Here is a 17,082-nt window from a genome sequence, read left to right as displayed (position 1 = left end):
TACGTGAGAATCGGTGGTCGTCACGGCGCGCCGACGGGGTGGAGGCCGGCGAACTCCAGGCCGGCGGTCTCCTCGATCCCGAGCGCGACGTTCGCGGCGTGGACGGCCTGGCCGGCCGATCCCTTCATCATGTTGTCGATCGCCGAGAAGACGACCAGCCGGCGATTGCCCGGATCGACCTCGAAGCCGACTTCGCCGAAGTTGGTCCCGGCGACCGCCTTCGGTTCGGGGTAGCGGTAGACGCCGCCACCGCCGGCGACGGTCCGCATGAACGGCTCGTCGGCGTAGGCGTCGCGGTAGGCCGTCCAGAGGTCGCCTTTCGAGACGGGCGCGTTCGGGAAGAGGTGACAGGTCGCGCTCGCGCCGCGAGTCATATCGACCGCGTGGACGGTAAAGGAGACCGAGAGCCCGAGGAACTGCTCGATCTCGGCCTCGTGACGGTGACCCGTCGGAGCGTACGGGCGGACGATGCCCGAACGCTCCGGGTGGCTGGAGGCGTCGCCGCCGCCCGCGCCGCCCTCCGAGGAGCCGACCTTCACGTCGACGACCGCCTGCTCGTCGCCATCGAGGATTCCGGCGTCGAAGAGCGGCTTCAGCCCGAGGATCGTCGCGGTGGCGTTGCAGCCGCCGGAGGCGATCAGGTCCGCGCCGGGAAGATTGTCGCGGTTGATCTCCGGCAGGGCGTACTCCGATTTCTCCAGGTACTCGGAGCACACGTGGCCGTCGTACCACTCGTCGTACTGTTCCTCCGAGTCGAGGCGAAAGTCAGCCGAGAGGTCGACGACCGTGTCCGCCGCGTCCTGGAACTCGTCGATGTGCTCCATCGAGACGCCGTGCGGCGTCGCCGCAAAGAGGACGTCGACGGATTCGAGATCTTCGGGGGACGTGAACCGCAGGTCCATCTCGCGGAGGTTCGGGTGGACGTGCCCGACGGTCTTGCGCTCCTTCGAGCGACTCGTCGCCTGCAGGACGTCGAACGCCGGGTGCTGATACAGGAGGCGGAGGAGCTCGCCGCCGGTGAAACCGGAGCCGCCGACGACGGCGGCCGTGTAGGCCGCGTCGTCGCCGGCATCCGTGTGGGAAGCACTCATACCGTCGCTTCCGTGCCCGCCGCTTGTTCGGCTTTCGATTCCAGCCAGTCGACTACCTCCGCGGGGACGTCGACGTCGACGGCGTCGTTCAGCGCCTTGAACTCGACGGTGTGGTTGACCTCGTGGACGGTGTAATCCGATCCGGTCTCCATCAGGTCGACGCCGAGCAGTCCGCCGCCGACGGCGTCGGAGGCGGCGGCGACGAGCTCTCTCGCGCGGTCGTCGAGGTCGAACGCGTTCACCTCGCCGCCCTTCGCGGCGTTGGTCAGCCAGTGATCGGAGGAGCGCGTCATCGCGGCGATCGGGTCGCCGTCGACGGCCAGGACGCGGATGTCGCGGCCGGGTTTCTCGACGAACTCCTGGACGTAGAACACCTTGTGCTGGTAGTGCCCCAGCGTCGCCTTGTGTTCGAGGATGGCCTCGGCGGCCGAGGGGGTCTCGACCTTCGCCATCAGGCGTCCCCACGAGCCCACGACGGGCTTCAGGACGCAGGGGTACCCGAACTCCTCGATGGTCTCCATCGCCGAGTCGGTGGTGAAGGCGACCTCCGTGTTCGGCGTCGGAACGCCCGCGCGTTCGAGCGCGAGGCTGTTCTTCACCTTGTCGGCGCAGACGTCCGCGGTCTCGGCGCTGTTGACGACGGGGACGTCGTAGGCGTCTAAAAACTGCGTCGTGTAGAGGCTTCGGCTCGTCGCCAGACAGCGGTCGACGACGAGGTCGACGCCCTCGATCGACTTCGGCGGTTCGGCGATGTTGAACTGCTCTTTCCGGACATCGATCTTCTCCACCTCGTGTCCGCGCTCGCGAAGCTCCGTGAGGAGGAGCTTCTCGTCCTTCCGGATCCGGGAGTAGAGCAGCCCAACGTGCATCTTATTCGCCCCAGTCCTCTTCGAGCTCCGGGGCCTCTTCGAGTGTGAGCGGGTCGACCGAGACGACCTCCAGCTCCGCGCCGGTCGCGGGGCTGTCGACGATTTCGCCGACCTCGACGTCGGCGGGGATCTCGATCTCCTCTCCGGTCAGCGGGTCTTCCGCGGTGATGGTTGCTGCCATATCCGTGGGTGGGCGAGGAAGCGACTTAAACCCATCGAAGTTGTCGGATAAATTAACTGATGGGCGAAACCACTAACGGCGTAAAACAGTCGATCAGTCCGCCCGTGTGAAATCGATGTCTGATTTCATATGTTATCGTCCCCGGGAGGGGACCGTCGCGGCCGACGTCGGAGATGCGCTCGCCGACGCCGGAGCGACGACCGTCGACGTCGCAGGTGCGGCCCGGGGATCGCCCAATCTCGGCGTTCACACATAGTCGTCGACCTCCGATGCGAGCGTCTCCGCGGCGGCGTCCAGCGCGTCGCGGCGGTCGCCGAGGGCCGTCGCGTCGGCGTCGATCCCCGCTTCGGCGTCGTCGACCTGGGCGGCCACGGCCTCGGGGGCGGGGCCGCCGGCGGAATCGCGGCTCGCGACGCTCGCGACGGGATCGAGTGCGGCCTCGACGCGGTCGCGGCTCACGTAGGTGAAGAGGGACTCGCCGAGCACGTCGCCTGCGACCGCGTCAAGTGTTTCGATGTCGGGCGTCTCGCCGTCTGCGCGCTCCGCGGCCGCCGCGAGCACCTCGTGGGCGGTGCGGAACGGGACGCCGGCCATCGCGAGCGCGTCCGCGACGCCAGTCGCCGTCGAGAAGCCCTCGCCCGACGCCGCTTCGAGCGTCTCGGCGGGCCACTCCGCGCTGGCGACCGCGCCGGCGACGACGGCCGTCGCCTCCGACACCGCGTCGACCGTCTCCCAGGCGTGCGGGGTCGCGCGCTGGAGGTCGCGGTTGTACGCGCGCGGAAGGCCCTTCAGCGTCGTCAGGAGGCCGGTGAGCCCGCCGACGGCGTCGCCCGCGACCGCGCGGACGAGCTCTAACGTGTCCGGATTCACCTTCTGCGGCATGATCGACGACGTCGATGAGTACTCGTCGGCGAGGTCGACGTAGCCCTTGTTCGCGAAGATCACGAGGTCCTCGGCGAGGCCCGAGAGCGTCGTCGCGTGCGTCGCGAGCGCCGCCGTCGACTCCGCGAGGAAGTCTCTCCCCGCGGCGGCGTCCATCGAGTTCGCGACGGTCCCCTCGAATCCGAGTAGCTCGGCCGTCCGCGCTCTGTCGATGTCGAACGGCGTCCCGGCGAAGGCCGCCGCGCCGAGCGGCGAGCGGTTCGTCCGGTCGTAGGCGTCGAAGAGGCGCGCGGTGTCGCGGGCGACCGCCGACTCGTAGGAGAGTAGAAAGTGCGCGACTGTCGTGGGCTGGGCGGGCTGGAGGTGCGTGTAGCCGGGCATCACGGTGTCGACGTGCTCGGTAGCGACCTCGGCGAGCGCCTCACGCAGCGCGACCGTCGCCTCGATGGAGTCGAGAAGGTCCTCGCGCAGGCGGTAGCGGATGCAGGTCGCGACCTCGTCGTTTCTGCTGCGGGCGGTGTGCATCTTTCCGCCGTCGGGGCCGACGCGCTCGACGACGGCCGTCTCGATGGCCTCGTGGACGTCCTCGCCCTCGGGGAGCGCCGCGTGACCCGCCGACTCGACATCGTCGAGCGCGGCGAGGATGTCGCCCGCGACCTCGTCGCTGACGACGTCCTGCTCAGCGAGCATCACTACGTGCGCGCGGTCGACCGCGAGATCGGCTTCGAAGATCCGCTCGTCGGCGGCGAGGCTGGACATAAACCCGCGCGCGGGACCGCCGCTGAAGCGGTCGCGGCGGACGACGCCCGAACGCTCCTCGCCGTGATCAGTGCCCTCGCCCGTCATCGTCTACTCCCAGTCGCCTTCGTCGTCGTCCTCGGCGGCGTCGATGGCGGCGTTCGCGAGGCGCGACTGGAAGCCGTGGTACTTCGCGACGCCCGTCGCGTCCTGCTGGGTGATGTCGCCGACGCCGGAGGTGTTGAACGAGGCGGCGTCCTCGGAGTAGGCGGCGTACTCCGAGTCGCGGGCGACCGGACGGGCCTGTCCGCCCTGGAACTTGATCGTCACCGTGCCGGTGACGCGGGACTGCGTCTCGTCGATGAACCCTTCGAGCGCGTCGACGAGCGGGTGGTCGACGAGGCCCTCGTAGCCCTTCTGGGCCCACTCGGCGTCGATCGAGCGCTTGAAGTCGCGCTCGTCCTTCGTGAGGACGAGCTGCTCGAGGGCCTCGTGGGCGGTCAGAAGGGTCGTCGCCGCCGGGTGCTCGTAGTTCTCGCGGACCTTCAGCCCGAGCATCCGGTCTTCCATCATATCCGTGCGGCCGACGCCGTGCTTTCCGGCTTGCTCGTTCAGCGCCTCGATCAGTTCGGAGGGAGAGAGGTCCTCACCGTCGAGCGCGACGGGATAGCCGTCCTCGAAGGTGATCTCGACCAACTCGGTCTCGGTGGCGTTGGCGGGGTCGTCGGTCCACTCGTAGATGTCCTCCGGAGGCACGTAGTTGGGGTCTTCCAGCTGTCCGCCCTCGACGGAACGGCTCCAGAGGTTCGTGTCGATCGACCAGACGCCGGAGTTGCCCGACTGAACTGGAAGATCGTGCTCCTCGGCGTACTGTTGTTCCCACTCGCGGGTGAGTTCCAGTTCGCGGACGGGCGCGATCACGTCGAGGTCGGAGGCGCGCCAGACGACCTCGAAACGGAGCTGGTCGTTGCCCTTGCCGGTGCAGCCGTGTGCGAGCGCGTCGCAGCCCTCTTCTTCGGCCACTTCGAGAATCGCGTTCGCGATCACCGGACGGGCCAGCGCCGTGCCGAGCGGGTAGCCCTGGTAGGTCGCGTTCGCGCGGACGGAGTCGAAACAGAGGTCTGCGAACTCCGCTTTCGCGTCGACGACGTGCAGGTCGAGGCCGTGCGCGTCGGCGGTCTCCTGTGCCTCCTCGAACTCGGACTCGGGCTGGCCCACGTCGACGGTCACGCCGACGACTTCGTCGTACCCGTACTCCTCCTGCAGGAGCGAGACGCAGACTGTGGTGTCGAGGCCGCCCGAGAACGCGAGTGCCACGCTTGTCATTATATCTCCGAATCGGACGCTCTCCCGTATAAATTACACGGTTTAAATTTTAGAAATTAAAGCGCAGAGATGCCTATAGAGACGCTAATCGCTTGTGGGTTGATTCGATGCAACGTGAAAGTGAGGTAGTGGTGGGCCTAAGCGGCCCGTCGTCGCGGTCGGCGCGCGGCGACGGTCGTCTCGGCGGAGAACGTGGTCGTACGGGCCGAGACGGCCGAAGTCGCGGCTCTCTGGGGGGCGCGGACGCGTGTCGGAGAGAGCCGCGTCATTGGGTGTGTAGAACTGAGTCGGCGCACAAAACGCTTTCGAGATTCGATCACGTCGGTGCGCCCGGGCGCACCCGGTCGATCAGACCCTCGACGGCGTCCGAGCGCTGCATCAACACCGTACCGAGCACACTCATCACGAGGACGTACCCGACCGCGAGCGCGGGGATGACGTCCTGCATCACCGTCGTCGATCCGCCGGCCGCGAGCGCGGCGATGACGAGCGAGAACTCTCCCCGCGGCACCAGCCCGAGACCGACGCGGAGCGACCGACCCTCCGAGAGGTCGTAGACGCGTCCGCCCAGATAGCCCGAAATCAGTTTCGCGGGGGTGGTCAGAGCCACGGCGGCCACGAGCGGGACGGCGACGCCGACGAGCAGCCGCGGGTCGGTCCCGACGCCGATCCAGAAGAAGAACACGGCGGCGAAGACGTCCCGGACGGGCGTCAACAGCCGTTCGATCCGTTCGCGGTGTCCGCTGGTCGAAAAGCCCATCCCGACGAAGAACGCCGCGACGGCCTCGCTCACACCCAGTGTCAGTGCGGCGCCCGCGATCGGAACGACGACGCCCAGGATCCGGAGGACGAACGACTCCGTGTCGGAGACGTCGAGGACGCGTGAAAAGAACTCGGTCCCGTACTGAACGGCGAGAAACAGCGCCCCCAAGAAGCCGAAGGCGACCGCCAGCGATCGCCCGAGGCCGTTCAGCCCGGCGTCGGCCCCGCCGAGGACGAGCGAGGTGACGACCGCCAGATAGACGGCGATGAAGAGGTCCTCGAAGACGAGCGTCCCGAGGATCGGCTCGGCCTCGTCGTTGGCGATCCACCCGAGATCGATCAGCGTCTTCGTGATGATCGCCGACGACGAGATGTAGACGATTCCGCCCAGCAGCAGCGCCTCGACGACCGACCAGCCGAGCGCGAGGCCGATCGCGATGCCGAGCGGCAGGTTGATCGCGACGTCGACGACGCCCGCGCGGGTGATCCGCGAGCGCGCCGCCAGCAGGCGATCGAGGCTGAACTCGAGTCCCAGAAAGAAGAGGAGGAGCACGATTCCGACCTCCGCGAGCACGGTGAGTAGCTCCCCGTCCGGGACGTACGGAGCGCCCGTCCGCCCGGCGACGAACGGGCCCGCGAGCATCCCGCTGACGACGTACAGCGGGATCACCGAGAGTCCGACCCGCAGCGCCACGGCTCCGGCGAGCGCGAGCACCGCGAAGACCTGCCCGAGTTCGAGCAGCCCGGCCGCCATTATGCCCCGTCCACGCGCGATTTGAACGCGTCGCAGTCGGCTCGCGTGCCGACGACGACGAGCCGGTCACCCTCCTGGATCGTCGTCTCCCCGCCCGGCGAGGGGATCACCTCTTCGCCCCGTTCGATCGCGACGACGGACGCGCCGGTCTCTGCACGCAGGTCGGACTCACCGAGGCTCCGTCCGGCGATCGGGGAGTCGTCTCCGACGTCGACCCACTCCAAGAGCGTGTCGCCACCCAGCAGCGTCTCGATGTCCTGGGACTTGACTGGCTGGAAGTACGCGCCCTCCAAGATCGTCCCGACCTGTCGGGCCAGGCGGTCGGGCAACTCGAACAGCTTTTCGGAGTCGCTGTCGGAATCTGCCCGCAGGAAGACCTCCCTGCGCCCCTCGTTGTGGGTCACGACGACGAGCTGTGACCCGTCCGGCAGGTCGATCTCGTGTTTCTTGCCGACGCCCGGGAGATCGCTCTCGTAGACCGTCACGGCCCGTGCTTCGTCGTGATCGTACAAAAATCGTCGTGTGGCTCGGCCGGCGAGCGTTGCGGGCGACCCCGGCCGGGAACGGGATCTCTCACTCGAACGCCCTCACCCGAACACCGGCGCGGCCCCGGTGGCCGCGAGCACGACCCCCGCGGCGACCGACGCCGCCGGCGGAATCGAGAGGTTGTCGTCGACGACGTAGCCCGCGATGACGGGTTTGAAGCCGTCGGCGAGCGTCGCGCCGAGGGCCGCCGCGACCGACGCCGCGAGACCGATCGCGATGCCCGCGACGGGCAGGAGAAACGGGACCGAGACGACGAGACAGACGGTGAACATCGCGCCGAGCGTCCGCAGTCGCTTCGGCTCGCCGGCCTCGCGAGTCGTCCCGAGCACGCCCGAGATCGGGTCGCCGATCGTCAGCATCAGCGCGGCGGGAACCGCGATGTGGGGCGCGAACGCGAGGACGACCGCGGTGATGCTGAACACGAACAGGGCGTAGCCCGCCACGTTCGACTGCTCGTAGGAGCGCGTGAGGTCGTCGTAGATCGACCAGTCGAGGCCGACGACGAGTCGAACGAACTCCAGGCCGGCCGCGATCGCCGACGCGAGGAGCATCACGTAGCCGAGTTGCGTCCACGTCACGAATCCGAGGACGTACAGCAGCGGGAGGCCGGTCCCGCTGACGTGGACCAGCCGCCGCTTGAGCTCGCTCCGGGACACCCCCGAGAGCACGCCGTTCGACGGCTGGGAAGAGGACACTGTCTACGCGTCCGCGCCCGGCGCGACGAGGTCGTACTCCTCGACCAGGTCGTCGAAGGAAGTCTCGTCGCCCGCGACGGCCCGTAACTCTTCGACCAGGGCGTCGATCGGGACGCGGACCTGCCGGGCGGTGTCGCGCTCGCGGATAGTGACACTGTCGGGGCCGTCACCCTCCAAGCCGTCGCGGTCGACGGTGACGCAGAAGGGCGTGCCGACCTCGTCCTGCCGGCGGTACCGACGACCGATGCTTCCGGAGTCGTCGTAGACGACGCTGAAGCCCGATTCGCGCAGGTCCTCGACGAGCGCCTCGGCGCGCGCCGTGAGTTCCCCGACGTTCGAGACCAGCGGGAAGACGCCGACGTCCGTCGACGCGACCGTCGGCGACAGCGAGAGATACGACCGCGTCTCGCCGTCCACCTCGTCTTCGTTGTACGCGTGCGCGAGGAGCGTGTACACCGTCCGATCGACCCCGAACGACGGTTCGATCACGTGTGGCGTGATGTGCTCGCCGGAGACCGTCTGTTCTTCGACCCGATAGTTCGCCACGTCGCTATCGACGGTCTTGGCCTCGCCGCCGACCGTGACCGAGACCGTCTCGTCGTCGAACGCCGAGGGGTCGCGCTCGGCCAGTTCTTCGAGCGCCGACTTCACGTCCGCGGCGGCCCCGCCGAACTCGGGTCCGAGAACGCTCATGTCCGGGTCGACGACCGCCTTTTCGACCGTTTTCGGCTCGTCGAACTGCCGGAAGATCGTGAAGTCGTCGTCGCTGTGCTCGCCGTGCTTCGAGAGGTCGTAGTCCCCTCGGTAAGCGAAGCCGGCGATCTCGATCCAGTCGCCGTCGACCTCGCTTTCCGCGTCCCAGCAGTCCGCGGCGTAGTGGGCGCGCTCGCCCGCGAGGTGCTGTCGGAAGCGGAAGCGGTCCATATCGACGCCGACGCGCTCGTACCACTCCTGGGCGATCCCGAGGAAGTAGCCGATCCACGCGTCGCCGACGATTCCCTCCTCGACCGCCTCGCCGACCGTCGTCTCGACGTACTCGCCGTCCTCGCTCCCCTGCTCGGTCGCGGGGTACAGCGTCACCTCGACGTCCGCGACAGATTCGAGGTCCGGTTCGTCGCGCTCGGGGTCGACGAACTGCTCTAACTCGGCCTGGGTGAACTCCCGCGTGCGGACGATGCTCTTTCTGGGCGAGATCTCGTTGCGGTAGGCGCGACCGATCTGCGTCGCGCCGAACGGGAGGCTGTTCCGCGCGTACTCCTTGATGCGCGGGAACTCCACGAAGATGCCCTGCGCGGTCTCCGGGCGGAGATACCCCGGCGTCGACGATCCCGGCCCGATGTTCGTCTCGAACATCAGGTTGAAGTCCTCGATTTCCTCGCCCGCGAGCGATCCGCCGCAGTTCGGACACCGGAGATCGTTGTCGGCGATGAGCGCTTCGACCTCCTCGATGGGGAGCGACTCGGCGTCCTCGACGTCGGTGTTGTCCTCGACGAGGTGGTCCGCGCGGTGGGACTCCCCGCAGTCGGGGCACTCGACGAGCATGTCGTCGAAGCCGTCGAGGTGCCCCGACGCCTCGAAGACCGGTTCGGGCATAATCGTCGGCGCTTCGATCTCGAAGTTGCCCTCCTGGACCGTGAAGCGATCGCGCCAGGCGTCCTCGACGTTCGACTTCAGCGCCGCGCCCTGGGGGCCGAACGTGTAGAAGCCGGCGGCACCGCCGTACGCGCCGCTCGCGCCGAAGAAGTAGCCGCGGCGCTTGGCCAGTTCGGCGAGTCGCTCGCCCTCCGTTCGCTCCTCGCTCATTACAGCGCCTCCAGGAGGTCGACGTCGCGAACGATGCCGATCAGTTCGTCGCCGGTGACGAGCGGAATCTGCTCGATGTCCTCGGTGATCATCGCCTGGGCGACCTCGACGATCGACTTGCGCTTCGAGACCGTCACGAGGCCGTCGGACATGAACTTCGAGGCCGGTTCGGAGGGGATCTCGACGTTCCGGGTCGGGACGTAGCGCTTTCCGATGGCCTTGATTCCCTCCCACATCCACTCGTCGTCTTGGCCGGCGACGGAGTCGCCCGTGTCGTCCTCGCCCTCGACGACGCGGGCGACCTCGATGATGTCGACTTCCGTGAGGATACCGCTCATCCGACCGCCGTCGTCGAGACACACCGTGTAGGGGACGTTCGCGTAGTAGATCTCGCGCTCGGCGACGGGCAGCGGCGTCCCCGCGTAGGTCGTGTTCACGTCCGCGGTCGCGACGTCTCCGGCGGTGGCGTCGACGTCGACCTCCCCGCGGGCGATCGCACGGACGACGTCCGTGACGGTGACGATGCCCTCCAATCGCCCATCGACGACCGGGACGCGCCGGGAGCCGGTCTCGAGCATCAGGTGCGCCGCCTCCTCGACGCTCGTGTCGGCGGTGACCGTGGGGACCTCACGCATCAGTACGGCGAGTTGGTCCTCGTCGGGGCGTTCGATCAGTTCCTCGCGGGAGACGAGCCCGCGGTACTCCTCGCCGTCGGCGGAGTTCTTCACGACCGGTACCGAGGAGAAGCCGCGCTCCTGGAGGTACTCCAACACGTCGTCGCGGGTCCCCGGGAGTTCGACAGTGACCACGTCCTCGCGGGGAGTCATCGCGTCGGCAACGTTCATGGGGCGTTGTACTGCGTCACACCTCTTGTACTCTTTGAAGGTTCTCGGACGGCTCCCAGGGCGGATTCTATGTCGCGATCATCGACTCGTCGAGGTCGTCGACGTCGTCACAGCCCACGAGTCCCAGCCCCAGATCGAAGTCGGCGAGGAAGTTCTCGCACACCTCTCGAACGCCGTCCGCGCCGTCGAGCGCCAGCCCGTACACGTACGGCCGGCCGAGCAGCACCGCGTCCGCTCCGAGCGCGAGCGCCTTCAGCGCGTCCGCACCCCGGCGGATCCCGCTGTCGAACAGCACGTCCGCGTCGTCGCCGACGGCGTCGACGACGTCCGGCAGTTGCTCCAGCGCCGCCACCGCACCGTCGACCTGGCGGCCGCCGTGGTTCGAGACGACGACTCCCGCTGCGCCCGCCTCGACGGCCCGCTCGGCGTCCTCGGGGTGGAGAATCCCCTTCGGAACGACCGGGAGGTCGCTGTACTCACAGAGCCACGCGAAGTCCTCCCAGGTGAGCGTCGGATCGCTGAACACGTCGAGAAATTCCTCGACGGCGGCCCGCTTGTGCTCCTCGACATCGCCGTCGACCCGTGACTGGAACGTCGAGTCCGAGAAGTAGTTCGCGACGCCGTCGCGGTCGAGGAAGGGGAGGTACGCCCGCTGCATATCTCGTTCGCGCCAGGCGAGCATCGGCGTGTCGAGCGTCACGACGAGCGCCTCGTATCCCGCCTCGGTCGCGCGGTCGACGAAACTCCTGGCGAGGTCGTGATCCGAACCCCAGTAGAGCTGAAACCATCCGGGGGCGTCGCCGAGTTCCGCGCTGATCTCCTCTAAGGTCGTCGAGGCCGCGGAACTGGAGACCATTCCCAGATCCAGTCCGCTGGCGGCGCGAGCGGTCGCGCGCTCGCCCTCCTCGTGAATGATCGACTGGACGCCCACCGGCGCGAGCATCACGGGGTGAGCCAGTTCGGTCCCGCAGACCGTCGTCGAGAGATCTCGCTCGCCGACGTCCCGGAGCAGTCGCGGGAGCAACCGGTACTCTTGGAAAGCCGCTCGATTCCGATCGACCGTCGACTCGCTGCCCGCACCGCCGGCGACGTAGTCGTACGCCTCCGCCGAGAGCGCGTCGAGCGCGGCCGCCTCCAGGTCCTCGAACGCCATCGGAACGTCGGGTTTCTCCCCCGCCATCCCGTCCGTGAACACCTGGGTCATCCGTCGCGGTCCCGGCTGCCTCGGGAGTTCGTCGCTCATACCTGTGGTGTGTTGTCAATTGGTATATGACTTGCCCGTTGGCTCGGAGACGTTCTCCACCCCCGACTGCCTGTAATTGGGATGTTATACCTTGCCACGGATTGGCGGTAGAGACCGATCATACGTTTTCTGTTAGCCGTTACTTATACACTAACGTGCTATTTTGGACTCCATAATATACATAATCGTGAAGTAACTCACGGCACCGATCCGACGGGTTTATGTATGAATGAGACACACTCACAAACATGACGCCGAATGCGACGGCTGTGTCCGACGCGTCGCGCGCCGAGGTGATGGCCTCGGTGGACTCCACTCCCGCCCAATCGGAGTTCGTTATCGCGGACATTTCCCGCGACGACGCGTGGCTTTCGATGCGACTGTCCGAAGCGCCGTCGCTTCGAGACTGGGCATAGGGTTCCGCCTACCGAGCGGTTTTTCCGTATTTTTCACCGACCGTCAGTCACGGAGCCACGACCGGCAGGATTTTTGTCCGCCTCTCCCGAGGGGACGGGTATGCACTATCGCGAGGTCGACGCGAGTCGGGAGTTCCTGCTTCGACTCGAAACGGGGGCGGACTGGCGCACCGAAATCGAGGAGTTCGCCGACCTCGAAGACATCGACGCCGCGTGGTTTCAGGCGATGGGAGCCGTCCAGGACGCCGAGGTGTGGTTCTACGACCAGGAGACGAAGGAGTACCAGTCGGTGACCTTCGACGAACCCTTGGAGGTGGCCGCCTGCGTCGGTAACGTCTCCGACCTCGACGGGGAGCGCTTCGCGCACACGCACGCCGTGCTCTCGCGGCCGAGCGGGCAGGCGCTCGCGGGCCATCTCAACGCCGCGACCGTCTTCGCCGGCGAGGTGTACCTCCGCGCGTTCGACGACGCGCTCGTCCGCGAGCACGACGAGACCACCGACCTGGATCTCTGGCTGTAACCGTGCGCGCCGAGGACGAGCGGTACTTCGAGCGGATCGAATCCCGACTCGACGAGGCGTTCGACCGCGCCGAGCGCGCGAAGGGGATGGGCTACGACCCCGAACCCGAGGTCGAGATTCCCGTCGCGAAGGACATGGCCGACAGGGTGGAGAACATCCTCGGGATCTCCGGCGTCGCAGCGCGCGTCCGCGAGCTCGAAGGCGAGATGTCCCGCGAGGAGGCCGCCCTGGAGCTCGTGACTGACTTCGTCGAGGGAACCGTCGGCGACTACGAGGGCCGCGCGGGGAAGGTCGAGGGCGCGGTGCGGACGGCGGTCGCGCTCCTCACCGAGGGCGTCGTCGCCGCGCCCATCGAGGGCATCGACCGCGTGGAGATCTTGGAGAACGACGACGGATCGGAGTTCGTGAACGTCTACTACGCGGGGCCGATCCGCTCGGCGGGCGGGACCGCCCAGGCCCTCTCGGTCCTCGTGGCCGACTACGCCCGCTCGCTGCTCGGCATCGAGGAGTACAACGCGCGCACGATCGAGACCGAGCGGTACGCCGAGGAGATCTCCCTCTACGACAAGGAGACGGGACTGCAGTACTCGCCGAAGGACAAGGAGACGAAGTTCATCGCCGAGCACATGCCGATCATGCTCGACGGCGAGGCCACCGGCGACGAGGAGGTCTCGGGCTTCCGCGACCTCGAACGCGTCGACACCAACTCCGCCCGCGGCGGGATGTGTCTCGTCCTCGCGGAGGGCATCGCGCTGAAGGCCCCGAAGATCCAGCGCTACACCCGCGGCCTCGACGAGGTCGACTGGCCGTGGCTCCAGGACCTCATCGACGGGACGATCGGGAAGGACGAAGCGGACGCAGAGGCGGACGCGGACGCCGCCGACGCGGACACCGAAGCAGCGGACGCCAGCGAGTCGGGCGGGGACGAAGAACACGGCGACGGCACAGAGGAAATGGAGAGTGGAGACGACGAAGACGACGCCCTCGACGGACGAACCGGGCCGCCCCGACTCGATCCGTCGACGAAGTTCCTTCGAGACCTCATCGCCGGCCGACCGGTCTTCGGGCACCCGAGCGCCGAGGGCGGGTTCAGACTTCGATACGGCCGCGCGCGAAACCACGGCTTCGCGACCGCCGGCGTCCACCCGGCGACGATGCACCTCGTCGACGACTTCCTCGCGACCGGGACGCAGATCAAGACAGAACGGCCCGGGAAGGCCGCGGGCGTCATCCCCGTCGACTCCATCGAGGGACCGACGGTCCGCCTCGCGAACGGCGACGTCCGGCGGATCGACGACCCCGAGGAGGCGCTCGAAGTCAGAAACGGCGTCGAGAAGATCCTCGACCTCGGCGAGTACCTCGTGAACTTCGGGGAGTTCGTCGAGAACAACCACCCGCTCGCGCCCGCCTCCTACGTCTACGAGTGGTGGGTCCAGGACTTCGAGGCCGCCGGCGCACCCGTGCAAGCGCTCGGGGACGACCCCGCTGTCGACCTCGAACACCCGACGCCGGCGGAGGCCGAAGAGTGGGCGACCGACTACGACTGTCCGCTGCATCCCGACTACACCTACCTCTGGCACGACGTCTCCGTCGCGCAGTTCGAAGAACTGGCCGACGCCGTCGCGAACGGGCGGGTCGTCGGCGCGGAGGCCGACGGGGGCCTCGCCGGTACGGACGGCTCAGCCGAACGAGCCGAAACGAGCGACGGAGCGGCGGCCGACGGCCACTACGTCCTCGAACTCGTCAACGCCGAAACCGTCGCCGAGACGCTCGAAAACCTGCTCGTCGAGCACACTCAGCGCGAGGAGACGATCCGAATCCCCGAGTGGCGACTGCCGGTTCGATCGCTGGGATTCGAGATCGGTGAGGGCGGGTCGATCGGTCGCACGTGGGACCCGGCGGACCTCTCGCCGGCCGCCCGCGAGTGGGACGCCGGCGACAGTGCGATCAAGGCAGTTAACGAGGTCGCGCCGTTCGAGGTCCGCGAGCGCGCGCCGACCCGGATCGGCAACCGGATGGGCCGGCCCGAGAAGTCCGAGTCCCGAGACCTCTCGCCGGCGGTCCACACGCTCTTTCCCATCGGCGAGGCCGGCGGGAGCCAGCGGGACGTCGGCGAGGCCGCCCGCGGCAGAGACGAGCAGGGTCGCCGGGGCGTCGTCGACGTCCGCGTGGGCGACCGCGTCTGCCCCGACTGCGACGCCCACACCTACCGGACGACGTGCCCCGACTGCGGCACGCACACCGAACCGTACTACGAGTGCGAGGAGTGCAACCAGGTGATCGAGCCCGACGAGGCGGGGCGCGTGCACTGCGACCGCTGCGACCGCGACGTCACGAGCCCCGACTGGTTCTCGATCGATATCGGCGAGGAGTACCGCCGCGCGCTCGAAGCGGTGGGCGAGCGCGAGTCCGCCTACGAGATCCTGAAGGGCGTCAAGGGACTGACTTCCGCGGACAAGACGCCCGAACCGATGGAGAAGGGGGTCCTCCGGGCGAAGAACGGCGTCACGTCGTTCAAGGACGGGACGGTCCGATACGACATGACGGACCTCCCCGTCACGTCCGTCCGCCCCTCGGAACTCGACGTGACCGCCGCGGACTTCCGGGAGTTGGGCTACGAGACCGACATCGACGGCGAGCCCCTGAAGTTCGACGACCAGCTGGTCGAACTGAAAGTCCAGGACATCGTCCTCTCGGACGGCGCAGCCGAGCACATGCTCAAGACCGCGGACTTCGTCGACGACCTCTTAGAGCAGTACTACGGGCTCCCGCCGTTCTACGAGGTCGAGGAGCGCGAGGACCTCGTCGGCGAACTCGTCTTCGGGATGGCCCCGCACACCTCCGCCGCCGTCGTCGGCCGCGTCGTCGGCTTCACCTCCGCCGCCGTCGGCTACGCGCACCCGTACTTCCACGCCGCGAAGCGGCGGAACTGCGACGGCGATGAAGACTGTGTTATGCTCCTTATGGACGGCCTCCTGAACTTCTCGAAACAGTACCTCCCCGACAAACGCGGCGGCCAGATGGACGCGCCACTGGTGATGTCCTCCCGCATCGACCCGAGCGAGATCGACGACGAGGCGCACAACATGGACATCGTCCGGCAGTATCCACGGGAGTTCTACGAGGCCACGCTCGAACTCGACGACCCCGAGACCGTCGAGGACCTGATCCAGTTGGGCGAGGACACCCTCGGCACCGACGAGGAGTACCGCGGCTTCGACCACACCCACGACACCACCGACATCGCGCTCGGCCCCGACCTTTCTGCCTATAAGACGCTCGGGTCGATGATGGACAAGATGGACGCGCAACTGGCGCTGTCGCGAAAGCTCCGCGCCGTCGACGAGACCGACGTCGCAGAACGCGTCATCGAGTACCACTTCCTGCCCGACCTGATCGGGAATCTGCGCGCATTTTCGCGACAGGAGACGCGGTGTCTCGACTGCGGCGAGAAGTACCGGCGAATGCCGCTCACGGGCGACTGCCGCGAGTGCGGCGGTCGGGTGAATCTGACGGTCCACCAAGGGTCGGTGAACAAGTACATGGACACCGCGATCCACGTCGCCGAGGAGTTCGGCTGTCGAGAGTACACCAAACAGCGGCTGGAAGTGCTCGAAAAGAGCTTAGAGTCCGTGTTCGAGAACGACAAGAACAAGCAGTCCGGGTTTGCGGACTTCATGTAGCACCTTTTTTCTCGGGGGTCCTCGGCCGCGCTGCGCGCGGCCTCGAACCCCCGCAAAAAATCTGCACCAAAAAAGGCCGCTCGCTCGGCCTCCGGCCTCGCTCGCGGGAGAACAACTTGGAGATCGAGAGTTGAGAATCACTCGGAAGTGTCGATTTCACGTATCTGTGAGACGAATCAGGGGGCAGTAGACTGTGCGAACGTCGTGTGAGGGGTCGTGGTACCTCGACCCTCGGAAGGGTTATCCCTCACTCGGCCCTCTGTCTGTTTGTAATGGCAAACGGTAAGGTTGATTTCTTCAACGACACAGGCGGCTACGGTTTCATTTCGACTGACGACGGCGACCTCGACGACGACGAAGACGTGTTCTTCCACATGGAGGATGTCGGCGGCGAAGACCTCACGGAAGGTACTGAGGTCGAGTTCGACATCGAGTCCTCGCCCAAGGGGCCTCGCGCGGCGAACGTCGTCCGGCAGTAATACCGAGACACACCTGTCGCTCACAGCGACAGACACCAATCTCGATTTTTCAAACGGTTACACGCCCGAGCTGACGCTATCTGTACACGCTGTAGTGTGAGATCCAAGCGAATGGACGTGTGACCCGCAACTGCAACTGCGTCTGTCAAGAGATATCCTTCCTCGATTCGGGACCTCACGGAAGGTACGTCGCGAGGAAGTTCACGAGACGATCGAGCCGCTCGTTGATCTCGCTCTCGTCGTCTTCGT

At 67.2% G+C, this 17,082-nt stretch carries 16 protein-coding genes; 5 read left to right on the top strand and 11 right to left on the bottom strand.

The window, feature by feature from the left end:
• Positions 1-20: 20 nt before the first annotated feature.
• Genes argC through lysW form a run of 3 tightly spaced genes read right to left on the bottom strand, consistent with a single transcriptional unit; the run spans position 21 to position 2,141 of the window.
• Positions 21-1,091 (bottom strand): N-acetyl-gamma-glutamyl-phosphate reductase, encoded by a 1,071-nt coding sequence (gene argC, locus NO876_RS00460; RefSeq protein WP_256419713.1) that lies wholly within the window; start codon positions 1,089-1,091, stop codon positions 21-23.
• Positions 1,088-1,960: a lysine biosynthesis protein LysX gene (gene lysX / locus NO876_RS00455; protein WP_256419712.1), complete on the bottom strand. Its 873-nt coding sequence runs from the start codon at positions 1,958-1,960 to the stop codon at positions 1,088-1,090. The genes argC and lysX overlap by 4 nt, the downstream gene beginning before the upstream one ends.
• A 1-nt stretch (position 1,961) precedes the next feature.
• Positions 1,962-2,141, bottom strand: coding sequence for a lysine biosynthesis protein LysW (gene lysW / locus NO876_RS00450; RefSeq protein ID WP_256419711.1), 180 nt, complete (start codon positions 2,139-2,141; stop codon positions 1,962-1,964).
• 115 nt (positions 2,142-2,256) lie between these two features.
• On the opposite strand from lysW, the gene NO876_RS00445 reads away from it, so the two are divergent.
• Complete coding sequence (locus tag NO876_RS00445; RefSeq protein WP_256419710.1) at positions 2,257-2,397, top strand: hypothetical protein; 141 nt, start codon at positions 2,257-2,259, stop codon at positions 2,395-2,397.
• Here the strand turns inward: NO876_RS00445 and argH are convergent.
• The 8 genes from argH to NO876_RS00405 form a co-directional block, all read right to left on the bottom strand.
• Positions 2,388-3,869, bottom strand: a complete 1,482-nt coding sequence (gene argH, locus NO876_RS00440; protein WP_256419709.1) for an argininosuccinate lyase — start codon at positions 3,867-3,869, stop codon at positions 2,388-2,390. The two genes, NO876_RS00445 and argH, sit on opposite strands and share 10 nt — an antisense overlap.
• A gap of 3 nt (positions 3,870-3,872) precedes the next feature.
• Positions 3,873-5,087, bottom strand: coding sequence for an argininosuccinate synthase (locus tag NO876_RS00435; RefSeq protein ID WP_256419708.1), 1,215 nt, complete (start codon positions 5,085-5,087; stop codon positions 3,873-3,875).
• Positions 5,088-5,403: 316 nt separating this feature from the next.
• Positions 5,404-6,603: a cation:proton antiporter gene (locus tag NO876_RS00430; RefSeq protein WP_256419707.1), complete on the bottom strand. Its 1,200-nt coding sequence runs from the start codon at positions 6,601-6,603 to the stop codon at positions 5,404-5,406.
• A complete protein-coding gene (locus tag NO876_RS00425) occupies positions 6,603-7,088 on the bottom strand; it encodes a cation:proton antiporter regulatory subunit (protein WP_256419706.1) in 486 nt (161 codons plus the stop codon). The genes NO876_RS00430 and NO876_RS00425 overlap by 1 nt, the downstream gene beginning before the upstream one ends.
• Before the next feature lie 102 nt (positions 7,089-7,190).
• A complete protein-coding gene (locus NO876_RS00420) occupies positions 7,191-7,844 on the bottom strand; it encodes a dolichol kinase (protein WP_256419705.1) in 654 nt (217 codons plus the stop codon).
• A 3-nt stretch (positions 7,845-7,847) separates the two neighbouring features.
• A complete protein-coding gene (gene glyS, locus NO876_RS00415; protein ID WP_256419704.1) occupies positions 7,848-9,647 on the bottom strand; it encodes a glycine--tRNA ligase in 1,800 nt (599 codons plus the stop codon).
• A complete protein-coding gene (locus NO876_RS00410) occupies positions 9,647-10,492 on the bottom strand; it encodes a CBS domain-containing protein (protein ID WP_256419703.1) in 846 nt (281 codons plus the stop codon). The genes glyS and NO876_RS00410 overlap by 1 nt, the downstream gene beginning before the upstream one ends.
• 67 nt (positions 10,493-10,559) lie before the next feature.
• Positions 10,560-11,735, bottom strand: a complete 1,176-nt coding sequence (locus tag NO876_RS00405; RefSeq protein WP_256419702.1) for an alpha-hydroxy-acid oxidizing protein — start codon at positions 11,733-11,735, stop codon at positions 10,560-10,562.
• 248 nt (positions 11,736-11,983) lie between these two features.
• On the opposite strand from NO876_RS00405, the gene NO876_RS00400 reads away from it, so the two are divergent.
• From NO876_RS00400 to NO876_RS00385, 4 genes are all read left to right on the top strand, one after another.
• Positions 11,984-12,151, top strand: a complete 168-nt coding sequence (locus tag NO876_RS00400; RefSeq protein WP_256419701.1) for a DUF7556 family protein — start codon at positions 11,984-11,986, stop codon at positions 12,149-12,151.
• Positions 12,152-12,251: 100 nt separating this feature from the next.
• Complete coding sequence (locus NO876_RS00395; RefSeq protein WP_256419700.1) at positions 12,252-12,671, top strand: PPC domain-containing DNA-binding protein; 420 nt, start codon at positions 12,252-12,254, stop codon at positions 12,669-12,671.
• A 2-nt stretch (positions 12,672-12,673) separates the two neighbouring features.
• Positions 12,674-16,354, top strand: a complete 3,681-nt coding sequence (locus NO876_RS00390; RefSeq protein WP_256419699.1) for a DNA polymerase II large subunit — start codon at positions 12,674-12,676, stop codon at positions 16,352-16,354.
• A 272-nt stretch (positions 16,355-16,626) separates the two neighbouring features.
• Positions 16,627-16,833, top strand: a complete 207-nt coding sequence (locus tag NO876_RS00385) for a cold-shock protein (RefSeq protein WP_008418277.1) — start codon at positions 16,627-16,629, stop codon at positions 16,831-16,833.
• The last annotated feature ends 249 nt before the right edge of the window (positions 16,834-17,082 follow it).

The organism is Halobellus rarus (genome assembly GCF_024494595.1).
GTDB classification, from domain to species: Archaea; Halobacteriota; Halobacteria; order Halobacteriales; family Haloferacaceae; genus Haloquadratum; species Haloquadratum rarum.
Note: the sequence above shows the minus strand (reverse complement) of the source record. Positions and strands in the feature narration are given on the sequence as shown.

Coding starts and splice junctions, on each gene's coding strand:
- argC (WP_256419713.1), bottom strand. CDS start 1,091: ATGAGTGCTTCCCACACGGATGCCGGCGACGACGCGGCCTACACGGCC.
- glyS (WP_256419704.1), bottom strand. CDS start 9,647: ATGAGCGAGGAGCGAACGGAGGGCGAGCGACTCGCCGAACTGGCCAAG.
- argH (WP_256419709.1), bottom strand. CDS start 3,869: ATGACGGGCGAGGGCACTGATCACGGCGAGGAGCGTTCGGGCGTCGTC.
- NO876_RS00410 (WP_256419703.1), bottom strand. CDS start 10,492: ATGAACGTTGCCGACGCGATGACTCCCCGCGAGGACGTGGTCACTGTC.
- NO876_RS00395 (WP_256419700.1), top strand. CDS start 12,252: ATGCACTATCGCGAGGTCGACGCGAGTCGGGAGTTCCTGCTTCGACTC.
- NO876_RS00405 (WP_256419702.1), bottom strand. CDS start 11,735: ATGAGCGACGAACTCCCGAGGCAGCCGGGACCGCGACGGATGACCCAG.
- lysX (WP_256419712.1), bottom strand. CDS start 1,960: ATGCACGTTGGGCTGCTCTACTCCCGGATCCGGAAGGACGAGAAGCTC.
- NO876_RS00445 (WP_256419710.1), top strand. CDS start 2,257: ATGTCTGATTTCATATGTTATCGTCCCCGGGAGGGGACCGTCGCGGCC.
- NO876_RS00400 (WP_256419701.1), top strand. CDS start 11,984: ATGACGCCGAATGCGACGGCTGTGTCCGACGCGTCGCGCGCCGAGGTG.
- lysW (WP_256419711.1), bottom strand. CDS start 2,141: ATGGCAGCAACCATCACCGCGGAAGACCCGCTGACCGGAGAGGAGATC.
- NO876_RS00430 (WP_256419707.1), bottom strand. CDS start 6,603: ATGGCGGCCGGGCTGCTCGAACTCGGGCAGGTCTTCGCGGTGCTCGCG.
- NO876_RS00385 (WP_008418277.1), top strand. CDS start 16,627: ATGGCAAACGGTAAGGTTGATTTCTTCAACGACACAGGCGGCTACGGT.
- NO876_RS00435 (WP_256419708.1), bottom strand. CDS start 5,087: ATGACAAGCGTGGCACTCGCGTTCTCGGGCGGCCTCGACACCACAGTC.